The following is a 24,066-nucleotide window of genomic DNA, read 5'->3' on the forward strand; positions in this document are numbered from 1 at the left end:
GATCTTTCTCTATTCCTCGGAATATCTGACAAGACAACCCTTAAGCAATGAGGCAAGTCATGTCAAATACTACAAATAAAGCGTCACGCCGAGAAACTCGTGCTGCCGCGTCTGAATATATTTATAACTTAACGGGTCAACCGTTCCCAAATTCTCATAAAGTATACGTTGAAGGTACTCAACCAGGTGTGCGTGTTGGTATGCGTGAAATCACGTTAAGTGACACGTTTATTGGCGGCACAGATGAAAACCCTGTTTATGAGTCAAACGATCCGCTTCGTGTTTACGATACGTCGGGCCCGTATACCGATCCTAATTTTGAACTAGACGTGCGCAAAGGCTTACCAAAATTTCGTGAACAATGGATTGAAAGCCGTGGTGACACTGAGGTTTTAGAGTCAGTGACGTCGCAGTTTTCGCAGCAGCGCATGGCAGATGAAGGGCTGGATCATATTCGCTTTGATCACCTTCCAAAAATTCGCCGTGGTGTCGCTGGTAAAAACGTAACGCAAATGCACTACGCACGCCAAGGGATTATTACTCCTGAAATGGAATACGTAGCCGTTCGCGAAAATATGGGACGTGCAGAAATTCGTAAAGAATTACTAGCCGCGCAGCATAAAGGCGAGTCGTTTGGTGCGAGTATTCCTGAATTTATTACCCCAGAATTTGTACGCGACGAAATAGCCCGCGGTCGCGCTATTTTACCAAATAATATAAACCATCCAGAAACAGAGCCTATGATTGTAGGTCGTAACTTTTTAGTAAAAGTTAATGCCAACATTGGTAACTCATCGGTTAGCTCATCTATTGAAGAAGAAGTAGAAAAAATGGTGTGGTCTACCCGCTGGGGCGCAGACACCGTGATGGACTTATCAACGGGGCGTTACATTCACGAAACGCGCGAATGGGTTGTACGTAACTCGCCTGTACCTATTGGCACAGTACCGATTTATCAAGCGCTTGAAAAAGTAAATGGTGTGGCTGAGGATTTAACGTGGGAGATTTTCCGCGATACGCTTATTGAACAAGCCGAGCAGGGTGTTGATTACTTTACTATTCATGCGGGTGTACTGCTTCGCTACGTACCAATGACGGCTAAACGTGTAACCGGTATTGTGTCGCGCGGTGGCTCAATTATGGCTAAGTGGTGTTTAGCGCATCACAAAGAAAACTTTTTATACACGCACTTTGAAGACATTTGCGAAATTTTAAAACAATACGATGTGTGTTTTTCACTCGGTGATGGTCTTCGCCCAGGCTCGATTGCTGATGCCAACGATGAAGCGCAGTTTAGTGAGCTGCGCACATTAGGTGAACTGACTAAAATTGCGTGGAAACACGACGTACAAGTATTTATTGAAGGCCCAGGGCATGTGCCAATGCACATGATTAAAGCCAATATGGATGAGCAATTAAAGCATTGCGACGAAGCGCCATTTTACACTTTAGGCCCGTTAACGACCGATATTGCACCAGGGTACGATCATATCACCTCTGGTATTGGGGCGGCCCAAATAGCATGGTACGGCTGTGCAATGCTTTGTTATGTAACACCTAAAGAGCATTTAGGCCTGCCAAATAAAGAAGATGTAAAAGAAGGCTTAATTACCTACAAAATTGCAGCGCACGCCGCCGATTTAGCAAAGGGGCACCCAGGCGCGCAAGAGCGCGATAACGCGCTATCAAAAGCACGTTTTGAGTTTAGATGGCATGATCAATTTAATATTGGTTTAGATCCAGAGCGTGCTCGCGAGTATCACGACGAAACCCTGCCGCAAGAGTCAGGCAAAGTGGCTCACTTTTGTTCTATGTGTGGCCCTAAATTTTGCTCTATGAAAATTAGCCAAGAAGTACGCGATTACGCTAAAGATTTAGAAACACGCGGTATTGATCCAAATGACGCTGGCGAGGCTATTGAGATCAAAATGATTGATGTAGAAGCCGAGATGAAAGCTAAATCTGCCCAGTTTAAGCAAACAGGCTCAGAAATTTACCACAAAGCGGTATAGCAATAAGTTAGATACAGATGTAGGTGAGGTTTTATACCTCGCTTCTTTAAATATTAAGAAGTGCGAGTGAATTCGCACCTACTAATAACTGCTTTTGGAGGTTTTATGTTTTATAACATTGCTGTGGTGGGTTTTGGTTTAGCAGGGCGCTTAGCTGCCCTTGAGCTAAGTAAGTTGCATCATGTAACGGTGTTTGAAGCAGACGATGAGCAAACCCCAAATAGCGCCGGTAAAGTGGCAGCAGCAATGCTTGCCCCGCTGGCTGAGTCGGTGTTATGCGAGGCTGATTTAGCTTTAATGGGGCTTGATTCAATGAAGCGCTGGCCAGAAATAGTGAGTGAACTTGAGGGGGATGTGTTTTTTCAGCAGCAAGGCACATTGGTCGTTGCGCATCAGCAAGATAAGGGCGACCTACAAAGCTTTACTCAGAGAATAAAGCCCATAGCAGGGCACAGCGCTCAGGCATTAAATGCTCAGCAAATAGCGCAGTTAGAGCCAGAGCTTGCTAATCGGTTTAACCAAGGTCTATTTTTACCCTGCGAGGGGCAAATAGATAACCAAGCCTTTTATAAAGCAAGTTTTACCATGCTCAACAAGCGCAAAGTTAAGTGTGTGTTTAACCAGCGCGTAACCATTAAAAACGGCGAAATAAATAATCGACCATTTGACTACATTATAGATTGTCGTGGGCTTGGTGCTAAAAGTGATAAACCGCTTAGAGGTGTGCGCGGTGAAGTCGCAAGGCTATATGCACCTGAAGTAAATTTAACGCGACCTGTGCGTTTAATGCATCCGCGTTACCCAATTTATATAGCGCCTAAACCTAATCATGAATATGTAATTGGTGCGACCGAAATAGAATCGCAAGATAGCGGCGCCGCAACAGTGCGCTCAACTCTTGAGTTACTTTCAGCGGCTTATACCGTACACAGCGGATTTGCCGAAGCACGACTACTTAATATTCAAACCGGATTACGCCCTGCATTTAGCGATAACCGCCCAGAAGTATCACAAGTTGGCAATGTAATTAGCATTAACGGCTTATATCGTCATGGTTATATGCTGGCACCGGCATTAGTGGCGCAAGTAGCTTCACGAATAGAGTGAGAATAAAATGAACATTACAATTAATGGCGAGCTACTTAATGTTAATAGCAAAGCGCTCGTCGAGGTACTTCAAAGTTTTGGTGCAGTTGCGCCTTTTGCTGTGGCTGTTAATGGCGAATTTATTCCACAAAGTCGGCACAGTAACTATGTACTTAATGAAGGCGACAGTGTTGAGTTGCTGTCACCCATTCAAGGCGGATAAAGCTCATGCAAACTAAAGACTGTTTAACTATTTATGGTGAGCAAGTAAATAGCCGTTTATTAATAGGCTCTGCGCTTTATCCGTCGCCTGATATCATGACCCAATCGATAGTCGCCTCTGGTGCTGAAATTGTTACCGTGTCGCTTAGGCGCCAACAAAGTGCAGCAGCCGGTGATGACTTTTGGCAGTTAATAAAAAATACAGGCTTAAAAATACTGCCTAATACCGCCGGGTGCCACAGTGTTAAAGAAGCCATAACGCTTGCAAAAATGTGCCGAGAGGTATTTGCCACCGACTGGATTAAGCTGGAGCTGATTGGCGATGATTACAATTTACAGCCTGACCCTTTTGCGTTACTTGAAGCCACAAAAATATTAATTAATGATGGCTTTAAAGTATTGCCTTATTGCACCGATGACTTAGTACTTTGCCAGCGCTTAAATGAGCTAGGGTGTGAGGTGCTTATGCCGTGGGGGGCGCCAATAGGCACCGGTAAAGGCTTGTTAAATAGCTATAATTTAAAAACTATTCGAGAGCGTTTACCCGATACCACATTAATAGTAGATGCAGGTTTAGGTTTGCCATCGCATGCCTGCCAAGCACTCGAAATGGGGTATGATGCGGTATTATTAAATTCAGCCATTGCAGGGGCGGGCTGCCCAATTACTATGAGCCGCGCATTTAAAGCCGCAGTTGAAGCAGGGCGCTTTGCATATCAAGCAAAAGCAATGCCGGAAAAAGACGTTGCAGCCCCATCAACCCCAACAATGGGGATGCCATTTTGGCATCAGCAGTAAGGAAAAAAATATGAATAACGTAGTATGGACAATTGCCGGCTCTGACTCTGGCGGCGGTGCAGGTATTCAAGCTGATATAAAAGCAATGCAAAGTTTTGGCGTGCATGGCTGCACGGCAATTACGGCGCTTACTGCACAAAATAGTTTAGGCGTAGAGGCTATTAATGCAGTGTCGACTGATATTATTGAGTCGCAGTTACTAGCGCTTGAAAAAGACATGAAAGCCAAAGTAATAAAAATTGGCATGTTAGCCAATGTGCAGCAAATTCAGTTGATCAGCGAGCATATAAGCCACTATAAAGCTAAGTGGTCTGTGCCTCCCGTTATTGTATATGACCCTGTTGCTATTGCCTCAAGCGGTGACTTACTAACAGAAGAGGACACGGTAAGTGCAATAAAAGAATGTTTACTGCCGCTAGTGGATGTAATAACTCCAAACACCCACGAAACACAGTTATTAACTGGTGTGTATTTAATTGGCCCAGCTGCAATAAAAGAAGCGGCTAATAAGCTATTAAGCTGGGGGGCAAAAGCTGTTGTTATTAAAGGCGGACATTGGGATTACCCAAGTGGCTACTGCATTGATTATTGTATTGATAGTAATACACAAAATGGCGAAGAATATTGGTTAGGTAATCAAAAAATACAAACACCGCATAACCACGGCACCGGGTGTAGCATGGCTTCAGTAATTGCTGCGTGTTTAGCTAAAGACTACCCATTAAAAGATGCCTTTATTTTAGCTAAAGCATATATAAACCAAGGGCTAAAACAGTCGGTACGCTATGGCGAAGGGATTGGACCGGTTGCTCATACATCGTTCCCCACTAATTTAGCTGACTACCCACAAGTAATTGAGCCTGGGAGCTGGCTGGGTGATGAATTAGATTTTGATGTGCCGCTTGATTTTAATATGGCTGCTGATTTTGCACCTTGTGAAAGTAAATCGCTTGGCTTGTATGCAGTTGTAGATAGCACAGATTGGTTAGAAAAATGCTTACAACAAGGCATTAAAACAGCGCAGTTACGCGTTAAAAATAAAACGCAAGATGAGCTTGATGGGCTCATTAAGCAAGCTGTTGAGCTGGGCAAGCAATACAACGCACAGGTATTTATAAACGACTACTGGCAGTTAGCTATTAAGCACGGTGCATATGGCGTGCATTTAGGGCAAGAGGATTTAGACATTGCTAATTTAGCGGCAATTAAAGACGCTGGGTTAAGGCTTGGGCTTTCTACTCATGGTTTTTATGAAATGCTACGTGCGCATAATTATCGCCCTAGTTATATGGCATTTGGCGCTATTTACCCAACCACAACAAAAGATATGACAGGTCAAATACAAGGCCTTGAAAAGCTGATTAAGTTTGTACCACTTATGCAAAGCTACCCAAAAGTAGCAATAGGCGGTATTGATTTAAGCCGTGCTGAGCAGGTAGCGAAAACAGGCGTGGGCAGTGTTGCCGTAGTGCGTGCGATTACCGAAGCTGATAATTACGTAGAGGCTATAAGCGCTCTGCAAGTGGCCATAAGCAGTGCCAATTAAAACTAACAAGGGTAATACTAATTAAGGCTGATAAACGTGAGTGAGCTAAGCGATAAAGAAACTCTGCGTTACAGCCGCCATTTATTGCTTGAAGAAGTTGGGCTTGAAGGGCAATTAGCACTTAAATCCTCAACGGTTGCAGTAGTGGGGGCTGGTGGGTTAGGTAGCCCAGCACTTTTATATTTAGCCGCTGCGGGTGTTGGAACGCTTATTTTAATTGACGATGATGAGGTGGAGCTTTCAAACTTACAACGCCAAGTGCTTTATAAAATAAATCACTTAGGACAAAGCAAGGTCGCCGCAGCGGGTAAAGTATTAGCGAGTCTTAATAATCAAATAAACATAGTAACGCATTGTCAAAAGCTAGATGAGAGTAATGCAGCTAACATGCTCAAAGGTGCTGACATCGTACTTGATTGCTCTGATAACTTTAGTACTCGCTATAGTGTTAACCGTTATTGTATTAGCAATAAAACACCGTTAATTTCGGGTGCTGCACTCGCAACCAAAGGGCAATTAATGGGCTTTGATTTTAGGCAAAGTGATAGCCCGTGTTATGGCTGTGTTTTTCCACAGGGCGAAGCTACACCAGTTATCAATTGCAGTAACGCAGGGGTTATTAGCCCGTTACTTGGTGTAATAGGCTCTATGCAGGCGCAACTTACGCTCAACTTATTGCTGGGGCATGCAGAGAGGTGTGAATTTATAACCTTTGATGCACTCACTTTAAAGCAGCAGCATTTCAAAGTGATTAAAGATTTAGAGTGTAAAGAGTGTGGTAAATAAGTTTTTGAGGGGCTTGTGCCTTTTATTAAATGTAGCGTTAAAGAATTAAAAGCTGCGCTTTTCGCGTGAGCAAGCTTCACGCCTACAACATATCAAACTTTTGCACCAAGCTTGTTGACGCACAGCTTGTTGACGCACAGCTTGCTGGCGTGACGAGCAAAGCTCGTAATTTCTATGCTTTGGTGTCTTCTCATTTACTCCTATTTGTGCAATAAGATCTTAAGTGATTTATTCACAAAGAGGTTAAGAGGGCGCTTTGCTTTAGAGAAGCCAATAAGTAAGTAAAGTATTAGTTATAAATATTAAAAGCGGCCCTTTTCGTGTAAGCAGGCTTTACGCCTACAAAAATAAAAAACCGCGTTTAAATAAACGCGGTTTTTTAATTTCAAATTAACGATTGATTTTAGTCGTTAATTTTTGCAAACGCAGTACCTAAGCGAGTAACCACTTCAGGTAGTTGATCTTCCAATATTTCAGCTTTATCAGCACCCCATGCAAGTACCACAGTAGAGCCTAATTTAAAGCGACCCATTTCTTCACCCTTTTTAAGCGTGATAGCGTTATCGCCAGTGGTTGGGTATTTCCAACTAAATACATCGCTACCAGCTGGTGGCGTGACAGTACCTGCCCAAATTGTTTCTATGCTGGCTACAATTGTTGCGCCAACAAGTACCATTGCAAGCGGACCAATCTCAGTTTCAAAAATTGCTACTACTCGTTCATTACGCGCAAACAAGTTAGGCACGTTTTGCGCGGTAAGTGGGTTTACTGAAAATAAATCACCTGGCACGTAAATCATTTTGCTTAGTGTGCCATCAATTGGCATATGAATACGGTGGTAATCTTTAGGTGCTAAATAAATAGTGGCAAACTTACCGCCTAAAAATGGTGTTGTATCATCTTGTGAGCCGCCTAGTAGCGCTTGTAAGCTGTAATCGTGACCTTTAGCTTGTATTAGCTGTCCGTCAACAATATCGCCTAGCTGGCTGATTGCGCCATCCACTGGCTGAGTGATGATATTGCTATCTTCTACCATTGGGCGCATGCCGTCTTTTAAAGGACGAGTAAAAAATTCATTAAAGCTTTTATAATGAGCCGGATCTGGGTATTGGGCTTCGCTCATATCTACTTTATATTGCTTAATAAATAGTTTAATTAAAGTCGTTGTTAAAGCACCTGCTTTAGCTGCGGCTAATTTACCCACTACGCGTGAAATAAAGTGTTTTGGCATTGCGTACTGCATTGCGATTTTAAATTTGTCTAAACTCACAGTATTTATCCTAAATTATACGCGAGGCGCACGGGCGCCTGCACGGCCATCGGCCATTGTTTCTAAAATTCGGTGGTAGCTGTCAAAGCGCAATTGAGAAATTTTGCCATCTGCTACAGCTTCTTTAACTATACAGCCCGGATCGTTTAAATGTTTACAGTCTCTAAAGCGGCATCCGCCTATAAATTCTCTAAACTCTTTAAAGCACCAGGTTACACGCTCAACATCTAAATGCCATAAACCAAATTCGCGAATTCCTGGCGAGTCGATTAGGTTACCGCCACTTGGTAAATGGTGAAGGCGTGAAACAGTTGTTGTGTGCTGGCCTAGGCCGCTGTTTTCAGATACTTCTTTAGTTAATATTTCAGCGTTAGGTAATACAGTATTAACGAGGGTTGATTTACCCACACCACTTTGACCAACAAAAATGTTATTTTTACCAACAAGTACTTCTTTTAATTCATCAATACCATTACCCGATATATTACTAACAAGGAGTACTTGGTAATCAAGTTTACGATAGATATCGAGAACTTTTTGTATTTCGCTAAGACCTGCGTCATCAATTAAATCTATTTTATTGAGTACTAAAATTGGCTCAATACCCATATCTTCACAGGCTATTAAATAGCGGTCGATAATACTTGGGGTAAACTCAGGTAATACCGCCGATACCATGAGTATTTGATCAATGTTAGCCGCAATAACTTTTACGCCGTCGTAAAAGTCAGGGCGGGTAAGTTGCGAGCGACGCTCTTGCGTGGCTTCAATTACTCCGGCTAAATCACCTTCACTTACTTTGGCACGGCGAAACAATACCTCATCACCACACACTAAATTTGACACGGTACGTCGTATATTACAACGAAGTACATCGCCATTTTCAGTTTCGACATCGGCGTGTTGGCCAAAACGACTGATCACAATTGCGCTCTCGACCTGACCTAAATTATCGGTTTGCCACTCTTGCGCGCCTTTTTTAGCTGGTCTTGAGTCTGCGCTATTAATGCGCTTTTGGTGGTTGGCCTTGATCTGACGCGATTGGCCTTTACTTAATTTTTTCTGTTTTGCCACTGGAGGCCTATAACCTTAGTTAAATGTCGCTTTTCCTAAAAAAAGCTTTAGCTCGACGGTTGATGCTAATATGATATATCGAAATGCGTTGGATCTAAAGGAAAGCACCGCTTAGGTAATTATGACTATTAATAAATCAAATTTAATTTGGCTCGATCTTGAAATGACAGGACTCGAACCAGAGACCGATAAAATACTCGAAATTGCGACGGTTGTCACTGACGCAGACCTGAATATATTAGCTGAAGGGCCAACCATAGCTATTCATCAAAGTGATGAATTACTAAATGGTATGGACGAGTGGTGTACTACGCAGCATGGTAAGTCGGGTTTAACAGCGCGCTGTAAAGCAAGTACATTCGATGAAGAGTATGCCGTGGCACAAACGTTAGATTTTTTAAAACAGTGGGTGCCTGCAGGTGTATCACCAATGTGTGGTAATTCAATTGGGCAGGACCGCCGCTTTATGAATAAATACATGCGTGAACTTGAAGATTTTTTTCATTACCGCAATCTTGACGTGAGTACTATTAAAGAATTAGCACGTCGCTGGAAACCCGAAGTGCTTGCAAAAGTGAATAAAAAAGGCTCGCACCTTGCTTTGGATGACATTAAAGATTCGATTATGGAATTAAAAGTCTATAGAGAAAATTTCTTTAATTTGTAAAAAACACTTGCAAACACATCGGATTATTGTAGAATCCTGCCCCGCTCAAGACGATAACCCACGCGGGGTTAGTGTGTTTGAGTTGTTTTTATTGTGGTCGTTTTACATCCATAATTAAAATGCGGTACTAGCTCAGTTGCTAGAATGTTGAACGCGACCCGTCGCGCTTAAGCGTAAAATAACTGAAGAAATAAAAAATGCGGTACTAGCTCAGTTGGTAGAGCGCGACCTTGCCAAGGTCGAGGTCACGAGTTCGAGCCTCGTGTACCGCTCCAATTTCTAACCAAAAGAAATTGTAGTGTTGAATGAAAATATAATGCGGTACTAGCTCAGTTGGTAGAGCGCGACCTTGCCAAGGTCGAGGTCACGAGTTCGAGCCTCGTGTACCGCTCCAATTTCTAACCAAAAGAAATTGTAGTGATAGTAAATTTAGTTATGCGGTACTAGCTCAGTTGGTAGAGCGCGACCTTGCCAAGGTCGAGGTCACGAGTTCGAGCCTCGTGTACCGCTCCAATCTTTTTATATCCTTTCAAAATCCTTTGTATTAAAAATCATAAATAAAATTATAATTTAAAATCTCTCTTATCTACTTTATTCTTTGTGCAATATTCAGCATTAAAGTTTTGGTTGTTAGAAATTATTACTTCGCGCGCCTAAGATTTACGTCTATAGAGTGGCGTATTTTGAATCTATGAGGGTATGGCTGAAGAAACACAGAGGTTAACATTTTAAACCGAGAAGCTTGAGTTAAAAAAGCTCACCCTGAATAGTTGCTATAACTCCTCTAGAGCCACCAGAATCGCGATGTTCACCTAAATAAATACCTTGCCATGTACCTAACGCTAAATAGCCATTTGAAATAGGAATACTTAACTCGCAGCCTAACGTACTGGTTTTTATGTGTGCAGGCATGTCGTCGTCACCTTCATAATCGTGGCGATAATAAGGTTGACGCTCAGGAACGAATTTATTGAAATGGCTCTCCATGTCCATACGAACAGTGGGGTCTGCATTTTCGTTTATTGTAAGGCTCGCTGAGGTATGCTGAATAAATAAATGCAACAAACCAACTTTATAATTTGCCAGTTCAGGAAGCTGAGACAATATTTCGTCATCGATTATATGAAAACCTCGCGGGCGAGGCTTTAATGTAATTTGCTTTTGCTGCCAACTCATAATTTATCGAAACTAACTTCAATGTTTGCATTACCAGCATCACAGCTAAATGGCATGATGATTTTTTTACCTTGGCTTTTGTGAGTAATTGTATGACCCTTACCCGATACCACAATAGGCGTTGCCATATCAAAGTCGAAGCCTTTCTCGCCAAGTAAATTTTTAGCACCACCTGTTACCATGTTGGTTATTTCGCCAACCATATCAGTAACTTCTTCATCTATGGTATCAGGGCGTTCGCCAAGCATACGCTCCATGATGGTCAATGCTAATCCTTCATCAAATGTAATTGAAAATGATCCTCGCGTTTGCGGGCCAACCATGCCAATCAAACCTGATACATCACCACAGGCTATCTCATCAGTTTTAATGCGAGGTTTACCTGGCTTCAATTGAGTTTGAGCCATAGTGCTCAAAACATTAATTAAAGAAGATAAAAAGGGATTGATGAATTCTACATTCATAGTGGCTACTCTTAAATTTGTTCTGTGAAATGACTATATAGTTTGAGTATAGTCACTAAGGATAACTTTGAAGGATTATGATGCTCTGCAAGATTCACATTTACCATGTGCTTCTATTGTCTGCCCTGATACAACAAACCCACCTTCGGCAGCTAAATTATTTAGCTCATGCGAAATTACACTCGAGTGTAACTCTTTGACAAAACCACAGGTATCGCAAATTAATAATTGTACTGGGTGTATATGATCAAAATGATGACACAGCATAAATGCATTTGTGCTTTCAATTTTATGAATAAAACCTAGCTCAGCTAAAAAGTCTAATGCACGATAAATAGTTGCAGGTTTAGCACCCGTTTCAGTTATTTTTAATTGCTCAAGCAAATCGTATGCACCAACACCACCTTGTGCGCTGGCTAATAGGCGAAATACTTTCTCGCGGATAGGCGTAAAACGCGCACCACGGTTGTCACAAACTTGTTTTGCTTTACTTACGAGTGATTCTATATTCATCATTACTCTTATCCTTATGCTACCGTGATATACTAACATACTGTGTTGTAGTTGCAGCGTTTTTATTAAGCGCTTTTTACCTAGGAAACCCAGTAATGCACGAACTATTAGCTATATTTATTTTCTTTTTTGCGGTTATTGACCCCATTGGTACTGTACCTGTATTTATTGCAGTCACACGTGGTGATGATGAGAAATTTAAACGCAAAGTTATATATAAAGCGGTAGGCGTATCTGCATTAGTGCTCTTATTTTTTGTACTTGCAGGTGAGCAATTACTTAACGCAATTGAAATTCCGCTTTCGGCTTTTCAAATAGCCGGCGGTATCATATTACTTATTTTTGCGCTCTCAATGATATTTGGTGAAAGTAAACCAGAAGCCGAAATTAAAAGTGTACGCGACAGCACTGAAACCGCTATTTTTCCGCTTGCGATTCCCTCTATCGCGAGCCCTGGCGCTATGTTAGGCGCCGTATTAATGACTCGTAATGAAGAATATACTTGGGTTGAGCAATTACTAACGTCTTCGATGATGCTTGCTGTATTGGCTGTTGTACTGGTTTTGTTACTGCTTGCAACGCATGTACATAAATTAATTGGTGACAGTGGTGCAAGTATAGTAAGTAGAATTATGGGGCTTATTTTAAGCTCGGTTGCGGTTACCAATATTTTAAATGGTATAGCCCATTATTTTGGCTTGCAGGTTTTCTCTTAACATTGATGCTCGCTAGGCTTTTGTGTAAAATGCAGCGCCTTTTAAGCTGTGCTTAATAACTTTAATACCCTGAGGTTTGCTTTGAATAAATGTACTTTGGATAGACGCTTTTCTGTGGCCCCCATGCTTGATTGGACTGATCGCCATTGTCGTACTTTTCATCGCAAAATGACTAAACATACTGTGCTTTATACTGAAATGATAACCACAGGGGCTATTTTATTTGGTCGAGGCGACTACTTACATTTTAATAAACACGAAGGCCCAGTTGCGCTGCAACTTGGTGGCTCTGATCCTAAAGTGCTTGCGCAATGTGCAAAACTTGCAGGTGAGCGTGGTTATGACGAAATAAATTTAAATGTAGGTTGCCCGTCAGACAGAGTTCAAAATGGCCGATTTGGCGCATGTTTAATGGCTGAACCTCAATTAGTTGCTGAGTGCGTAGCAGCAATGAAAAACGAAGTAAGCATTCCTGTTACCGTTAAAACGCGTATTGGTATTGATGAGCAAGATTCGTATGAGTTTTTATGTGCGCTTATTGAAGCGTCTCATAAAGTAGGGTGTGATGATTTTATTATTCATGCTCGTAAAGCATGGCTTAATGGTTTAAGCCCGAAAGAAAATCGTGAAGTTCCACCGCTTGATTATCCACGTGTTTATCAACTTAAAAAAGATTATCCGCAGCTAGACTTAAGCCTAAATGGCGGTGTTAAAACAATTGAGCAGAGCCTAGAACATTTGCAACATATTGATGGTGTAATGATTGGGCGTGAGGCTTACAGCAACCCATTTATGCTCAATGACGTTGATGAGAAAATTTATGGTGATGCTGCAAACACGCAGTCACGCCACGACGTAGTGCGTTCAATGTATGACTACATTGAAGAAGAAATGCGTTTGGGTGCTAATTTTTGGCATATTGCACGTCACATGCTCGGTATTTTTCAGGGGCAGCCTGGTGCGCGAGGTTTTAGACGCCACCTTTCTGAAAGTGGTCACGGTAAGCAAGCTGATTTATCGGTAATGGATAAAGCATTAAGCTTTGTACCAGAATAAAAACTAAGCTTTAAAAATTCTAAATTTAAGCCACTTTCGAGTGGCTTTTTTAATCCTAAAAATTAGTCAAAATCATAATTTATTGGCCAATTACACTCTATGTTGTTCAGCTTAAAGTCACTAAAATTTAGAATGTTTGTTATTTACCATTATGATTTTAAATGCTTTATTTTCTTTTTGATGGACTTGGCACAACTCTTGGAATCTTCTTGTTGAAATTAATTAAAAATCAACAGGAGAATACCATGGGAATATTTAACCGCGTAAGTGATGTAATTCAATCAAACATTGTCGCCATGCTTGATAAAGCAGAAGATCCAGAAAAACTTTTAAACCTAATGCTTACCGAGATGCAAGATGCATTGAATGAGTGTCGTAGTACAGCAGCCGCTTTATTGTGTGAAGAGAAAGTAATTAATCGCCAAATTGATACTAAAAAAACAGAATTAGCAGCTTGGCAAATGAAAGCAGAACGTGCGGTTGAGAAGGGCAGTGATGACCTTGCTAAATCAGCTTTACTTGAGAAGCAACACGTTAACGAAAGCATTGAAAATAAGCAAACTCAACTAGAAACATTGCAAGAGTCTATTGCAAAAATTAAGTCTGATTGTGAACGCTTGCAGCAAAAAATGGCTATGGCTAAAACTAAGCAAGCTCAGTTAATGCAACGCCATAATGTTGCTATTGCTAGAGGGCGAATCAGTACGCAACTACAAAGCGATAAAGTTGCCCATGCGTTGTCTCGTTTTGAACAAATAGAGCAGCGAGTTGAAGGTATTGAAGCTCAAGTAGAGGCTTATGAGCTGACTGATACAGCAAGTTCTACCAGTGCCCAAATTGAGTCGTTAGTTAAAAATGAAAAAATTGATGCTGAACTGGCTCGCTTAAAGGCGAACTTAAATACTAATTTAAAACACACTGCTTAGGAGATTGCTATGAACAGCTTTAATCGTCAACGAGGTTGGTATAAAGATACTCTGAATAAAAAAATATCGGGTGTTTGTAGTGGTTTAGCCCATAGATTGGACTTTCCGGTATGGGCAACACGCGTAGTTACTATTTTATTGTTTTTGAGTTTTCCGTTTGCAGTTGCACTTGGCTATTTTATAGCGCATTGCTGTCTTGAAAATAAAGAGTATTAATACCAACAGGCATAAATATTTGAACAATTTAACGAATTAAATCACCCTATAACGTTGTTAAAAATTTTAATTTAGAACAGCTAAGTATAAAAATTTTTGCCTAGTTATAGCGCAATTTTCTTATCGTTAAATAGACCTCATGTATAAGCCGGTTGGTATAAGGAGAATTACTATGAAAGCTTTGGCAGTATGTGTAATTATCTATTTATTACTGTTTACTGATTTAATAACGTTTGTGCAGATTGATTCTTGGCAGTTGCCGTTATGGATTGCTGACATTAGTTGGGCTGGGCTCGAGCTTGTAGGTGCTTTGGCCGCAATTATTGCTGTAGTTGCGGTAGTGGCTTTAATTACTATGGGATTAGTTGGTGCCGGTGTAGTGGCATTAGCAGGGACTGTTTTAGCGCTTTTATTCGGATCTATAATGATTGCATGGCCGTTACTATTTGTTGCAGTGTTGTGTTGGCTTGTTGCCGATAACAAAAAAGTAGCCTCTTAATCCTTAATTTGACTGACTATTATAGGTTAACTATGTTAAATTTAGCCTGTAATTTAAAGTTTTCATAAGGATAATAATGATGACGAAACTATGTTTTTCGATGGCTTCTGCATTAATATTTAGTTTTTTTTCGTCATCGTTGGCGGCGCACTCAGGACACGATCATGGTTCTGATGTGGCTGTGCTCGAAGTAACTAACGCGCAAGTTAGAGAGTTTTTACCTGGCAGTACTTCAACTGTAGGTTATTTAACCCTTATTAATCACAGTGGAGCCGCAGCAACTTTAACTAAGGCAACTATTGATGGCTTAGGGCGTGTTGAAATACACGAACATTCACATGTAGACGGCATGATGAAAATGCTACAAGTTGAATCGGTTGAAATTAAGGCGCACGAAAGTGTCAGCTTTCAGCCTGGCGGTTATCATTTAATGGCATTTGAACCACAAGAGCCATTAAAAGTAGGACAAGAACGTAAACTCACACTATATTTTAGTGACGGTAATCGCTTATTTACTAATGCTCAAGTCGTGTCGCTTGAAGCGCAAGCTAAGCAGTCAAAACCATCTACTCAACACGCTCATCATTAGGAGTACACATGTCGCAACATAAAGGAAAAATAGCAGGAATAATTGTTTTACTGCTTATCATTTTTTACGCAATTGCTGTTTATTGGAGCACAGAACCTTCACGTTTTGACGTTGTTGCAAACGCGAAAGAGCAAGCGCAGCTTCGTAATGAAAAAATAGTAACGGGTTATGTAACTACTTCTACATTAATTACGGTAGCCAATACCTTACTAGATAAACCGGGTGGCTACTTATCAAATGATGTAATACCACCAAGTATTATTATGGATGATATACCAGCGTGGGAATATGGCGCACTAGAAATGGTACGTGATTTATCGCTTTCTATGCGAAAAGATTTTAGCCGTTCTCAATCACAATCAACGGAACATGAAGCCCTTAAAAAGGCGCAGCCGCAGTTTAATATAAGCTCTGAGGCATGGGCATGGCCAAGTGCCGAAGGTGAGTACCAAAAAGGTATTGACTACTTAATGGTATATCGTGGACAAATTGCTAATGAGCATGAGCGCGATAGCCAATTTTACGCACGAGCAGATAACTTACGTAGTTGGCTTAAAGAAGCTGAAAAACGTTTAGGTAGCTTAAGCCAACGTTTAAGTGCCAGTGTAGGCCAAGAAAAAGTAAACACCGATTTAGCGGGTAATTCATCTAATAAACAAGCAACTCTTGCGCCACTGCAGCAGCAAGTAAGAACACCATGGTTAGAAATTGACGATGTGTTTTACGAGTCGCGCGGTGCTACTTGGGCGTTACTGCATTTTTTACAAGCGATAGAGTATGACTTTAATGACGTGCTTGAAAAGAAAAATGCACGTGTAAGCTTACAACAAATCATACGTGAACTTGAGGCGACTCAAGAAACAGTATGGAGCCCACTTATTTTAAACGGCAATGGTTTTGGCTATGTGGCAAACCATTCTTTAGTTATGGCAAATTATATTTCTAGAGCCAATGCGGCTTTAATCGAACTCAGCGAACTACTAGCTCAAGGATAAAAAATGAAAAAGTATTGTTTAGCAGCAGCCCTTTCAATGGCATGTTTAGCACCAGCAGCGCAAGCTGACACTCTACTAGGTTTATACGTAGGTGTTGATGGGTGGAAGTCAGATAACGATGGTCAATTTTCTTATAAAAATAATGCATCTCAAGATTTTAATTTTGAAGATGAGACTTTTGTAAGTTACTACGCGGCACTTGAGCACCCTGTACCATTAGTTCCAAATATTAAATTAAAGTATACCGAGCTTGAGTTAAATGGTTCTGCGCTACTTACAGATACATTTAGCTTTAATGGCTCTGATTATGTTGTAGGCTCTACGGTAAATACGGTAAGTGATTTAACACACATCGATTACATTTTTTATTATGAGATTTTTGATAACGATTTAATCTCAATTGACTTAGGTTTAAATGCTAAGCAGTTTGATGGTGATATTGTTGTAAATGGTACTACTCAAAATGGTGGTTTTAACTTTACCGAAACAAAAGATTTCTCTGGTTTTGTTCCTCTTGCATATGGCCGTGCCGAAGCCGGCTTACCATTTACTGGTTTAAGTGTATTTTTTGAAGGTAGCTTTTTGGCTATTGACGATAGCAAAGTACAAGATTACCAAGTAGGCGTAGCGTGGGAACTTATTGATAACCTAGCAGTAGATGTTGCTGTTAAAGCAGGTTACCGCTCTATGGTATTAGAACTTGATGATGTAGATGATATTACGACTGATATTGATGCATCTGGCCCATTTGCGGGTATTCAGGTTCACTTTTAATTAGTATTTTCTAATTAAACAAAGCGTGGCATATTATTTTATTGCGTGCCACGCTAAATCAAACTCTCCCTCCAGCGCATTATTAATTAACTGCTTATAAATTTTATTTACAGGAAAATTAATGAGTTTAGATAACTCATCACCTGTTTGCGTGAATTTATAATAGCTCAATACCAAATCACTACTTTTTGCTTTTAACGTTACTTTTTGCGATAAAAATGAAAGGGTAAGTTCTTGCCCCGCTTTAAGCACTGCAGATTCAATTTCTTTTCTATACAGTAAATTAAGATCCATGAGCGTTAAAATATCAGGAAAGCTAATACCCGTTTTTCCTAAATTTAAAGATACTTTATTGCCTTTTCGTAGCAAATCAAACAATGACGGTTTTTTGTAAAAGCCGAGTAATATAAAGTGGCTGTCGTCTTTTTCGTTATAGCCTGAGAGCGACACACATTTTTGTAAAGAGTCAGCTTCTCGCTGTGTCATATGCTTTAATGTTTGCAGACTTTTAATTGAAAACGTACCAGGGTTGAGTGTTTCTCCCGTTAAAATTTTGGCCCATAAAGTTTGCATTGACGCATTTGAAGTATCCTCGCACAGTGCGATAAAATGCTCTACCCAGTCAGCATCGGGTTGTTTAGTACTTGCTACATCGGGGCAAAACCCCATAGCCATTGCTAAAATTGACTCTATATTTTGTTGTTGTTTTATTAGTAATAAATCTTGGCGCTTTTGGGCACGAGCTAAAACAGAGTTTTCACTGTTGATATGATAAAGCGGCTTAACTTGGCCTTTAATATCGTAATTTTGTTCGGGGGTAGGCAGTACTCCGTTACTGCCTATTTTTGTTATAGGGTAACCAAGTAAGGATTCGATAATGTTAGCAAGGTTAATTCTCGCTTGTGCTGTCTTGACTGTCATGGCTGTGCATTGTCCTTTGTGAATGACTAAGCTGAGCAACAGTTTTAAGGTTATTTAACCCCATTGAAACTGTATTACGGAGCACATATTCGCTCAAAATTGCGGTGTAACCCGATATTAAAGGGGCGGTTGTTTGTCCGTTAATCTTACATATTAAAGTGACGATACCGTTTTGCTCACTAAAATTAAAAGTCCCCCTAATAATATGCTCAGCATTTAAAAGTATATTAAAGCTGACCTTATTTTGATTCACCGAAGTTATGATCATTTCACCATACCCCCATTTTCCTTTCCAAGACTGATGAGCACCTAGGCCAGAGCTAGGTTCGCCCAAGGTAAAACGTATACTTGGGTCTACTTTTTCCCATGGAGACCATTTTTGCCATTGATTAAAGTCAGTAATAAGCGGTTTTACTGCGTCAATATTTGCATTGATTTCTATTGTTTTATTTACACTATAACTTTGAGGAAGTATTAGCCCTACCAGTACTAATACCAATAGCAATAACAGTACGCCTTTGAACAATATTTTTAATGGTTTAATAAGCACACCTTTTATTAGTTTTTTGAGTTGAAATACAACAACTTTTTATTAATCGACTATAGTATGAATTAGATTATAAACCAAAAATAATTTATAAATTGCTACCTAGGAGAGCGAATGTCGTCAGATCAAAACGATTTTTTATTTTTTGAACAAGACTATGAAGATGATGCAGTAATTGAGCCGACTAAGTTTTGGGATATTTTAATTGTTGATGACGAACCTGAGATCCACTCTGTAACAAAGTTAGCTTTGTCTGGGGTTGAGTTTTTGGGGGCAGGCTTGCGATTTCATGATGCCTATTCGGGAGCTGAAGCAATAGAGATTTTAGCTGAAAATAACGATATTTCAGTTATTTTTTTAGACGTTATTATGGAAACTGACGATGCTGGCTTGCAGGTTGTAAAAAGGGTGCGTGACGAATTAAATAATCAACATGTGAGAATTATTTTAAGAACAGGGCAAGCTGGTAATATACCAGAAGAAAAAGTAATACGTGAATACGATATAAATGATTATAAAACTAAAACAGAACTCACTCGCTCTAAATTAGTAACATCGCTCATAACCGCTATTCGCTCTTACGAGCAGGTATGCCAGCTTGAATATCAAAGTGATGCAATGAACACGATTGTTTCTGCATCAAAGTCTATTTTAGGGCTTACTGATATTAAGCAACTATGCAAAGAAATCATCAAGCACATGAGTATTATTTTAAAGTGTTCACCTCGAGGGCTTGTGTGCAGCAAATTAGACGGCGATGACTTTATTCAAGTATTAGGTGGTTGTGGGCATTACGAAGACTACTTTGGTGAAAAATTAATTAATGTTGATAGCAAAGTATTTAAACAAGTTGAGTTGTGTTTTGATTTATTAAAGCATCAACATACAGGCTCAAGTGCAACATTTGTATTAAAAAGTAAGCATAGAAAAGCGGCTTTATATATAGAATGTGACCATGTTCCTTTGCAAGCACAATTGCAGTTTGCTGAAATCTTCTTAACAAATGTGAGTGTTGCCCTGGATAATATAAGGCTGTTTGTAAAGTTAAGAGATGCAGCTTATAAAGATGTGCTTACAGGTATTTCAAATCGTACCAATTTTATTGAACGGGTAGAGCGTTATCAAAAGCCGCACGTGAATGATTATGTATTTGTACTACTTGATATAGTTAATTTTGCAGATATTAATAATGGCTTAGGGCAAGAGGTCGGCAATAAAGTATTAATTGGCATTGTGCAAAGGTTAAAAGAAAACTACCCAACAGCTAAGTTACTATCTCGTATTGGTGCTGATGTTTTTGGTTTTATTATTCGCCGTGATGAACTCGACTTAAAAAAATTGAATGAGCAGTTAGGTGTTCCATTTTGCGCAGAAGAGCATACATTGCCTATCGATTTTAGATTGGGTTTATGCCAACAGCAAGACTTTCAAAGTAGCGGGATTGATACACTTAAAGTTGCTTATATTGCACTTAATCAAGCTAAAAAAACAAAACACAAAGAGGGAATTTATTACAGTGTAGACATGCAAGATAAAATGGCTTGGCGCATAGGAATTATTAGGCAATTACGCCATGATTTTGCTCGAAACAAGTTAGAGGTATGGTACCAACCTCAACTTTCATTAGGAGACTTGTCTCTAATTGGGTGTGAGGCATTACTTAGGTGGCCCACCGGTAATGGATCATATATATCGCCAGCGGTATTTGTTCCACTTGCAGAAGATGCGGGCTTGATTGTTGATATAGGGCAGTGGGTTTTAGAGCAAGCTTGCCAACAACAAAAGCGCCTAGAAAATATGGGTACCGAAATTTGTATTGCGGTTAATGTGTCTGTTCCACAGTTTAAAGTAAAAGGCTATGCTCAAAACGTTAAAAATACATTATTAAAATATGGCGTTAAGCCAAAAAACATAGAATTAGAAGTCACTGAAAGCGTAGTAATGGATGAACTCGAAACTGTTATTAATACACTTAGAGAGCTTCAAGAGCTAGGGATGGAAGTTGCTATTGATGACTTTGGGACTGGCTTTTCATCGCTTAGTTATATACAAAGTTTACCCTTGGATAGATTGAAAATAGATCGTGCATTTATTAAGGATCTGCCAAATGATGACACTGGCGCTATTGCTGCCTTAGTTATTTCTCTTGGTGCTAAGTTGGGTTTAAAAACGATTGCTGAAGGCGTTGAAACACAAGAACAAGCTCAGTTCTTAAAAAACTTAGGCTGTGATGAGGTACAAGGTTTTATGTATGCTAAACCAATGCCTGAGCATGAATTGATAGAATTTATAAATAAACGCTAAAAAAGATTAACTTATTATTTAAGCTAATGAACGATTTAGAATTTAAAGCGCGATATGCTTTGACTACTTTGTATATATAAAGAATTTAGTAGGGTATAATTCGCGCCTTTTGTTATTCTACGGCCACAATTATGAGCACACTCAAAGCTAAGCGCGCCTTATTTTCATACCCTAAATACTGGGCTGAATGTTATGGCACCGCGCCATTTTTACCAACTACACGTGAAGAAATGGATGCACTTGGCTGGGATAGTTGCGACATAATAATAATTAGTGGCGATGCGTACGTTGATCATCCTAGTTTTGGTATGGCTGTAATTGGCCGTGTACTTGAAGCGCAAGGCTTTAGAGTGGGGATTATTGCCCAACCTGCATGGGACTCTAAAGATGCATTTATGGAGCTCGGCAGACCGAATTTATTTTTTGGTGTAACAGCCGGCAACATGGATTCGATGATCAACCGCTATACAGCGGAAAAACGCATGCGCCACGATGATGCTTACACGCCTAATAACGTTGGCGGTAAGCGCCCAGATCGCGCCGTGATGATTTACTCGCAAAAATGCCGTGAAGCATACAAAGGTATCCCAATTGTTATTGGCGGTATTGAAGCCAGCCTTCGCCGTATTGCTCATTACGACTATTGGCAGGAAAAAGTACGTCGTAGTATTTTGTTTGATGCAAAAGCCGATATTTTAATTTACGGTAACGCAGAGCGCCCGCTAGTTGAAGTTGCACACCGTATTGCGGCGGGTGAAACGATGGATACGATTCAGGATATTCGCGGCACGGCTGTTATTCGAAAAGAGCCTCTACCTGGTTGGCGTGGCAGTGATTCTACCGCTATTGATAAAATTGGTAAAATAGACCCTATTCCAAACCCATATGGCGCGGATGATGTTGGCTGTAGTAAATCTGAATTTAAACAAGCGGGTATTGATTTAAAAGCAGAAGCGGCAAAACCAATCATGGTTCAGCCTGCACGTCCTAAGCCGTGGGAAAAAACCTATGTTAAGTTACCTGCTTATGAGCAAGTAAGTGTTAACAAACCTTTATACGCCCATGCCTCGAGAATTTTACATCAAGAAACAAACCCTGGTTGTGCAAGAGCGCTTTACCAACGACATGGCGATCGCTCTATTTGGGTAAACCCGCCAGCATATCCATTAGAAACACATGAAATGGATGCTGTATTTGGTTTGCCGTATCAGCGTATTCCTCACCCAAGTTATGGTGATGCTAAAATCCCTGCTTACGATATGATTAAAACGTCTGTTAATATTATGCGTGGCTGTTTTGGTGGTTGTTCGTTTTGCTCAATTACAGAACATGAAGGGCGCATTATTCAAAGTCGTTCACAAGAATCTATTATTGAAGAAATTGAACAAATTAGAGATAAAGTTCCCGGCTTTACTGGTGTTATTTCTGATTTAGGTGGCCCAACGGCGAATATGTATAAGCTGCGCTGTACGAGCAAAAAGGCCGAGAGTACCTGTAGACGCTTATCATGTGTGTATCCAGATATTTGTAAACACATGGATACAGATCATACGCCAACAATAGATTTGTATAAAAAAGCACGTGAAGTTAAGGGTATTAAAAAGGTATTGATTGCTTCAGGTGTACGTTACGATTTAGCTGTACGCGACCCGCGTTACGTTAAAGAATTAGTAACGCACCATGTAGGCGGTTACTTAAAAATAGCGCCAGAGCATACAGAGGATGGTCCATTATCAAAAATGATGAAACCAGGTATGGGAGCGTACGATCAATTTAAAGAACTATTTGATAAGTACTCTAAAGAAGCCGGTAAAAAGCAGTATTTAATTCCTTACTTTATATCTGCTCACCCAGGTACAAAAGATGAAGACATGGTAAACATGGCTTTATGGCTTAAATCAAACGACTTTAAGCTTGATCAGGTACAAAATTTTTACCCATCACCTATGGCTAATGCGACGACTATTTACCATACAGAGATGAACTCTTTACGTAATATAAAAAACAACTCAGAAGTTGTTCCAGTACCTAAAGGCGCACGCCAACGTAGATTACATAAAGCTATTTTACGCTACCACGATGCAGCTGGTTGGCCAATGATACGTGAAGCTTTACGTAAAATGGGTAAAGCTAATTTAATTGGTAAAGGGCCTAACTGTTTAGTGCCAGAAGAAGGGCGCGATGAAAAATCAGGTAAAGGTGGTAAAAAAGGTGGGCGTCCGGCACTAACGCGACATACTGGTTTTAGCCAATTTAAAAAGGCAAACACTAAGCCAAAAGTGGGCGGTAATCGTCAAAGCACACGTTAGTAATTTTATTCGCTAATAGATAAGGCTAATTGCGGTACGCGTTTTTTAGCTTTTGTATACGTAAATTAAGTCAGCTTTGCTCTTTATTATCTATATTATTGTAGGTGATAAAGAGTGAGGTTTTAGAGCCCCCTCTCTTTAGATATCCTGTGCTAAGTTTAGCTTTTTTTTAAAGCATTGATGATAACCACAAACGCAATTTAAGTGACCATAACGGCTGAATGCCGGTGAGTCCTTGCGTCATTTTATTATCTTTTAAGATTATATAAGATGGCGTGACTTGTCCCTGCCAATCGGAAAATATCTCCCCGTGTTGATCGTTAACAGTACTGAAGCTGTAGCCTTGCTCATTTAAATAATCATGCAGCTCTTGATCAGAGCCTGATTTTATCGCGATGCTCACAACAGGGTATTTATTCTCGTTTTCGAGTTCGTTTATGGCAGGGGAGGTAATACTACAAATAGGACACCAAGTTCCCCAAAAATACACAAGCGTGGGTTTATCTTGGCTCATTGCTGCTAAATTAATGTTTTGCCCTTTATAGTCGATTAATTGTAATTGAGGATTTGCTGGCATGACAGGTTGCCGCCACCAATTGA

The 24,066-nt window shown here is 40.3% G+C and carries 25 protein-coding genes and 3 tRNA genes; 20 read left to right on the forward strand and 8 right to left on the reverse strand.

Annotation, left to right across the window (positions count from 1 at the left end):
- Positions 1–59 precede the first annotated feature (59 nt).
- The 6 genes from thiC to H5089_RS02565 all read left to right on the forward strand — a co-directional run bounded on the left by thiC (position 60) and on the right by H5089_RS02565 (position 6,450).
- A complete protein-coding gene (gene thiC, locus H5089_RS02540) occupies positions 60–2,012 on the forward strand; it encodes a phosphomethylpyrimidine synthase ThiC (protein ID WP_220486894.1) in 1,953 nt (650 codons plus the stop codon).
- A 105-nt stretch (positions 2,013–2,117) separates the two neighbouring features.
- On the forward strand, positions 2,118–3,119 hold the full coding sequence (locus H5089_RS02545; protein ID WP_182711410.1) for an FAD-dependent oxidoreductase: 1,002 nt from the start codon (positions 2,118–2,120) through the stop codon (positions 3,117–3,119).
- 7 nt (positions 3,120–3,126) lie between these two features.
- Positions 3,127–3,321 carry a sulfur carrier protein ThiS gene (thiS, locus tag H5089_RS02550; protein ID WP_002960781.1) on the forward strand — a complete coding sequence of 65 codons (195 nt, stop codon included), beginning with the start codon at positions 3,127–3,129 and terminating at the stop codon, positions 3,319–3,321.
- Positions 3,322–3,326: 5 nt separating this feature from the next.
- Entirely contained in the window at positions 3,327–4,118 is a 792-nt protein-coding gene (locus H5089_RS02555; RefSeq protein ID WP_138488527.1) for a thiazole synthase, read from the forward strand.
- A gap of 10 nt (positions 4,119–4,128) precedes the next feature.
- On the forward strand, positions 4,129–5,664 hold the full coding sequence (thiE, locus tag H5089_RS02560) for a thiamine phosphate synthase (RefSeq protein WP_182711411.1): 1,536 nt from the start codon (positions 4,129–4,131) through the stop codon (positions 5,662–5,664).
- A 36-nt stretch (positions 5,665–5,700) separates the two neighbouring features.
- Entirely contained in the window at positions 5,701–6,450 is a 750-nt protein-coding gene (locus H5089_RS02565) for a HesA/MoeB/ThiF family protein (protein WP_182711412.1), read from the forward strand.
- Positions 6,451–6,853: 403 nt separating this feature from the next.
- Here the strand turns inward: H5089_RS02565 and asd are convergent, their stop codons facing one another.
- On the reverse strand, positions 6,854–7,720 hold the full coding sequence (asd, locus tag H5089_RS02570) for an archaetidylserine decarboxylase (protein ID WP_182711413.1): 867 nt from the start codon (positions 7,718–7,720) through the stop codon (positions 6,854–6,856).
- Positions 7,721–7,735: 15 nt separating this feature from the next.
- Positions 7,736–8,794: a small ribosomal subunit biogenesis GTPase RsgA gene (gene rsgA, locus H5089_RS02575; protein ID WP_004336055.1), complete on the reverse strand. Its 1,059-nt coding sequence runs from the start codon at positions 8,792–8,794 to the stop codon at positions 7,736–7,738.
- A 121-nt stretch (positions 8,795–8,915) separates the two neighbouring features.
- Here rsgA and orn point away from each other — a divergent pair, with 121 nt between their 5' ends.
- The 4 genes from orn to H5089_RS02595 all read left to right on the forward strand — a co-directional run bounded on the left by orn (position 8,916) and on the right by H5089_RS02595 (position 9,974).
- A complete protein-coding gene (gene orn, locus H5089_RS02580; protein WP_004336052.1) occupies positions 8,916–9,461 on the forward strand; it encodes an oligoribonuclease in 546 nt (181 codons plus the stop codon).
- 199 nt (positions 9,462–9,660) lie between these two features.
- A tRNA-Gly gene (locus H5089_RS02585) sits at positions 9,661–9,736 on the forward strand.
- Positions 9,737–9,779: 43 nt separating this feature from the next.
- A tRNA-Gly gene (locus H5089_RS02590) sits at positions 9,780–9,855 on the forward strand.
- 43 nt (positions 9,856–9,898) lie between these two features.
- Positions 9,899–9,974, forward strand: a tRNA-Gly gene (locus H5089_RS02595).
- Positions 9,975–10,208: 234 nt separating this feature from the next.
- On the opposite strand, the gene H5089_RS02600 is transcribed toward H5089_RS02595, so the two are convergent.
- The 3 genes from H5089_RS02600 to H5089_RS02610 form a co-directional block, all read right to left on the reverse strand.
- A complete protein-coding gene (locus H5089_RS02600; protein WP_182693607.1) occupies positions 10,209–10,637 on the reverse strand; it encodes a secondary thiamine-phosphate synthase enzyme YjbQ in 429 nt (142 codons plus the stop codon).
- Positions 10,634–11,101, reverse strand: a complete 468-nt coding sequence (locus tag H5089_RS02605) for a chemotaxis protein CheX (RefSeq protein WP_007580265.1) — start codon at positions 11,099–11,101, stop codon at positions 10,634–10,636. The genes H5089_RS02600 and H5089_RS02605 overlap by 4 nt, the downstream gene beginning before the upstream one ends.
- A gap of 75 nt (positions 11,102–11,176) precedes the next feature.
- Entirely contained in the window at positions 11,177–11,614 is a 438-nt protein-coding gene (locus H5089_RS02610) for a transcriptional repressor (protein WP_002957918.1), read from the reverse strand.
- 95 nt (positions 11,615–11,709) lie between these two features.
- Here H5089_RS02610 and H5089_RS02615 point away from each other — a divergent pair, with 95 nt between their 5' ends.
- The 8 genes from H5089_RS02615 (at position 11,710) to H5089_RS02650 (ending at position 17,385) form a co-directional block, all read left to right on the forward strand.
- Entirely contained in the window at positions 11,710–12,330 is a 621-nt protein-coding gene (locus H5089_RS02615) for a MarC family protein (protein WP_149602124.1), read from the forward strand.
- Positions 12,331–12,453: 123 nt separating this feature from the next.
- Complete coding sequence (gene dusA / locus H5089_RS02620; RefSeq protein ID WP_259396040.1) at positions 12,454–13,386, forward strand: tRNA dihydrouridine(20/20a) synthase DusA; 933 nt, start codon at positions 12,454–12,456, stop codon at positions 13,384–13,386.
- Positions 13,387–13,631: 245 nt separating this feature from the next.
- Positions 13,632–14,312 (forward strand): PspA/IM30 family protein, encoded by a 681-nt coding sequence (locus H5089_RS02625; RefSeq protein ID WP_182711415.1) that lies wholly within the window; start codon positions 13,632–13,634, stop codon positions 14,310–14,312.
- 9 nt (positions 14,313–14,321) lie between these two features.
- The gene (locus H5089_RS02630; RefSeq protein ID WP_101163631.1) at positions 14,322–14,528 is read left to right on the forward strand and encodes a PspC domain-containing protein; all 207 of its coding nucleotides are present in this window, start codon (positions 14,322–14,324) and stop codon (positions 14,526–14,528) included.
- 172 nt (positions 14,529–14,700) lie between these two features.
- Positions 14,701–15,027, forward strand: a complete 327-nt coding sequence (locus H5089_RS02635; RefSeq protein ID WP_002957925.1) for a hypothetical protein — start codon at positions 14,701–14,703, stop codon at positions 15,025–15,027.
- Between the two features lie 79 nt (positions 15,028–15,106).
- Complete coding sequence (locus tag H5089_RS02640; protein WP_404936171.1) at positions 15,107–15,616, forward strand: copper chaperone PCu(A)C; 510 nt, start codon at positions 15,107–15,109, stop codon at positions 15,614–15,616.
- Positions 15,617–15,624: 8 nt separating this feature from the next.
- A complete protein-coding gene (locus H5089_RS02645) occupies positions 15,625–16,611 on the forward strand; it encodes a DUF2333 family protein (RefSeq protein WP_182711416.1) in 987 nt (328 codons plus the stop codon).
- 3 nt (positions 16,612–16,614) lie between these two features.
- Entirely contained in the window at positions 16,615–17,385 is a 771-nt protein-coding gene (locus H5089_RS02650) for a TIGR04219 family outer membrane beta-barrel protein (RefSeq protein ID WP_182711417.1), read from the forward strand.
- Between the two features lie 33 nt (positions 17,386–17,418).
- On the opposite strand, the gene H5089_RS02655 is transcribed toward H5089_RS02650, so the two are convergent.
- Both H5089_RS02655 and H5089_RS02660 read right to left on the reverse strand, forming a co-directional pair.
- Entirely contained in the window at positions 17,419–18,306 is an 888-nt protein-coding gene (locus H5089_RS02655) for a TIGR03899 family protein (RefSeq protein WP_024606363.1), read from the reverse strand.
- Positions 18,275–18,856 (reverse strand): SRPBCC family protein, encoded by a 582-nt coding sequence (locus H5089_RS02660; RefSeq protein ID WP_182711418.1) that lies wholly within the window; start codon positions 18,854–18,856, stop codon positions 18,275–18,277. The genes H5089_RS02655 and H5089_RS02660 overlap by 32 nt, the downstream gene beginning before the upstream one ends.
- 111 nt (positions 18,857–18,967) lie before the next feature.
- Here H5089_RS02660 and H5089_RS02665 point away from each other — a divergent pair, with 111 nt between their 5' ends.
- Complete coding sequence (locus H5089_RS02665) at positions 18,968–21,157, forward strand: EAL domain-containing protein (protein ID WP_182711419.1); 2,190 nt, start codon at positions 18,968–18,970, stop codon at positions 21,155–21,157.
- 131 nt (positions 21,158–21,288) lie between these two features.
- On the forward strand, positions 21,289–23,466 hold the full coding sequence (locus H5089_RS02670; RefSeq protein WP_182694728.1) for a YgiQ family radical SAM protein: 2,178 nt from the start codon (positions 21,289–21,291) through the stop codon (positions 23,464–23,466).
- Positions 23,467–23,635: 169 nt separating this feature from the next.
- Here the strand turns inward: H5089_RS02670 and H5089_RS02675 are convergent, their stop codons facing one another.
- Complete coding sequence (locus tag H5089_RS02675) at positions 23,636–24,043, reverse strand: protein disulfide oxidoreductase (protein ID WP_259396033.1); 408 nt, start codon at positions 24,041–24,043, stop codon at positions 23,636–23,638.
- Positions 24,044–24,066: the final 23 nt, after the last annotated feature.

It is taken from the genome of Pseudoalteromonas sp. SR45-1 (assembly GCF_014163655.1).
Classification (GTDB): domain Bacteria; phylum Pseudomonadota; class Gammaproteobacteria; order Enterobacterales; family Alteromonadaceae; genus Pseudoalteromonas; species Pseudoalteromonas distincta.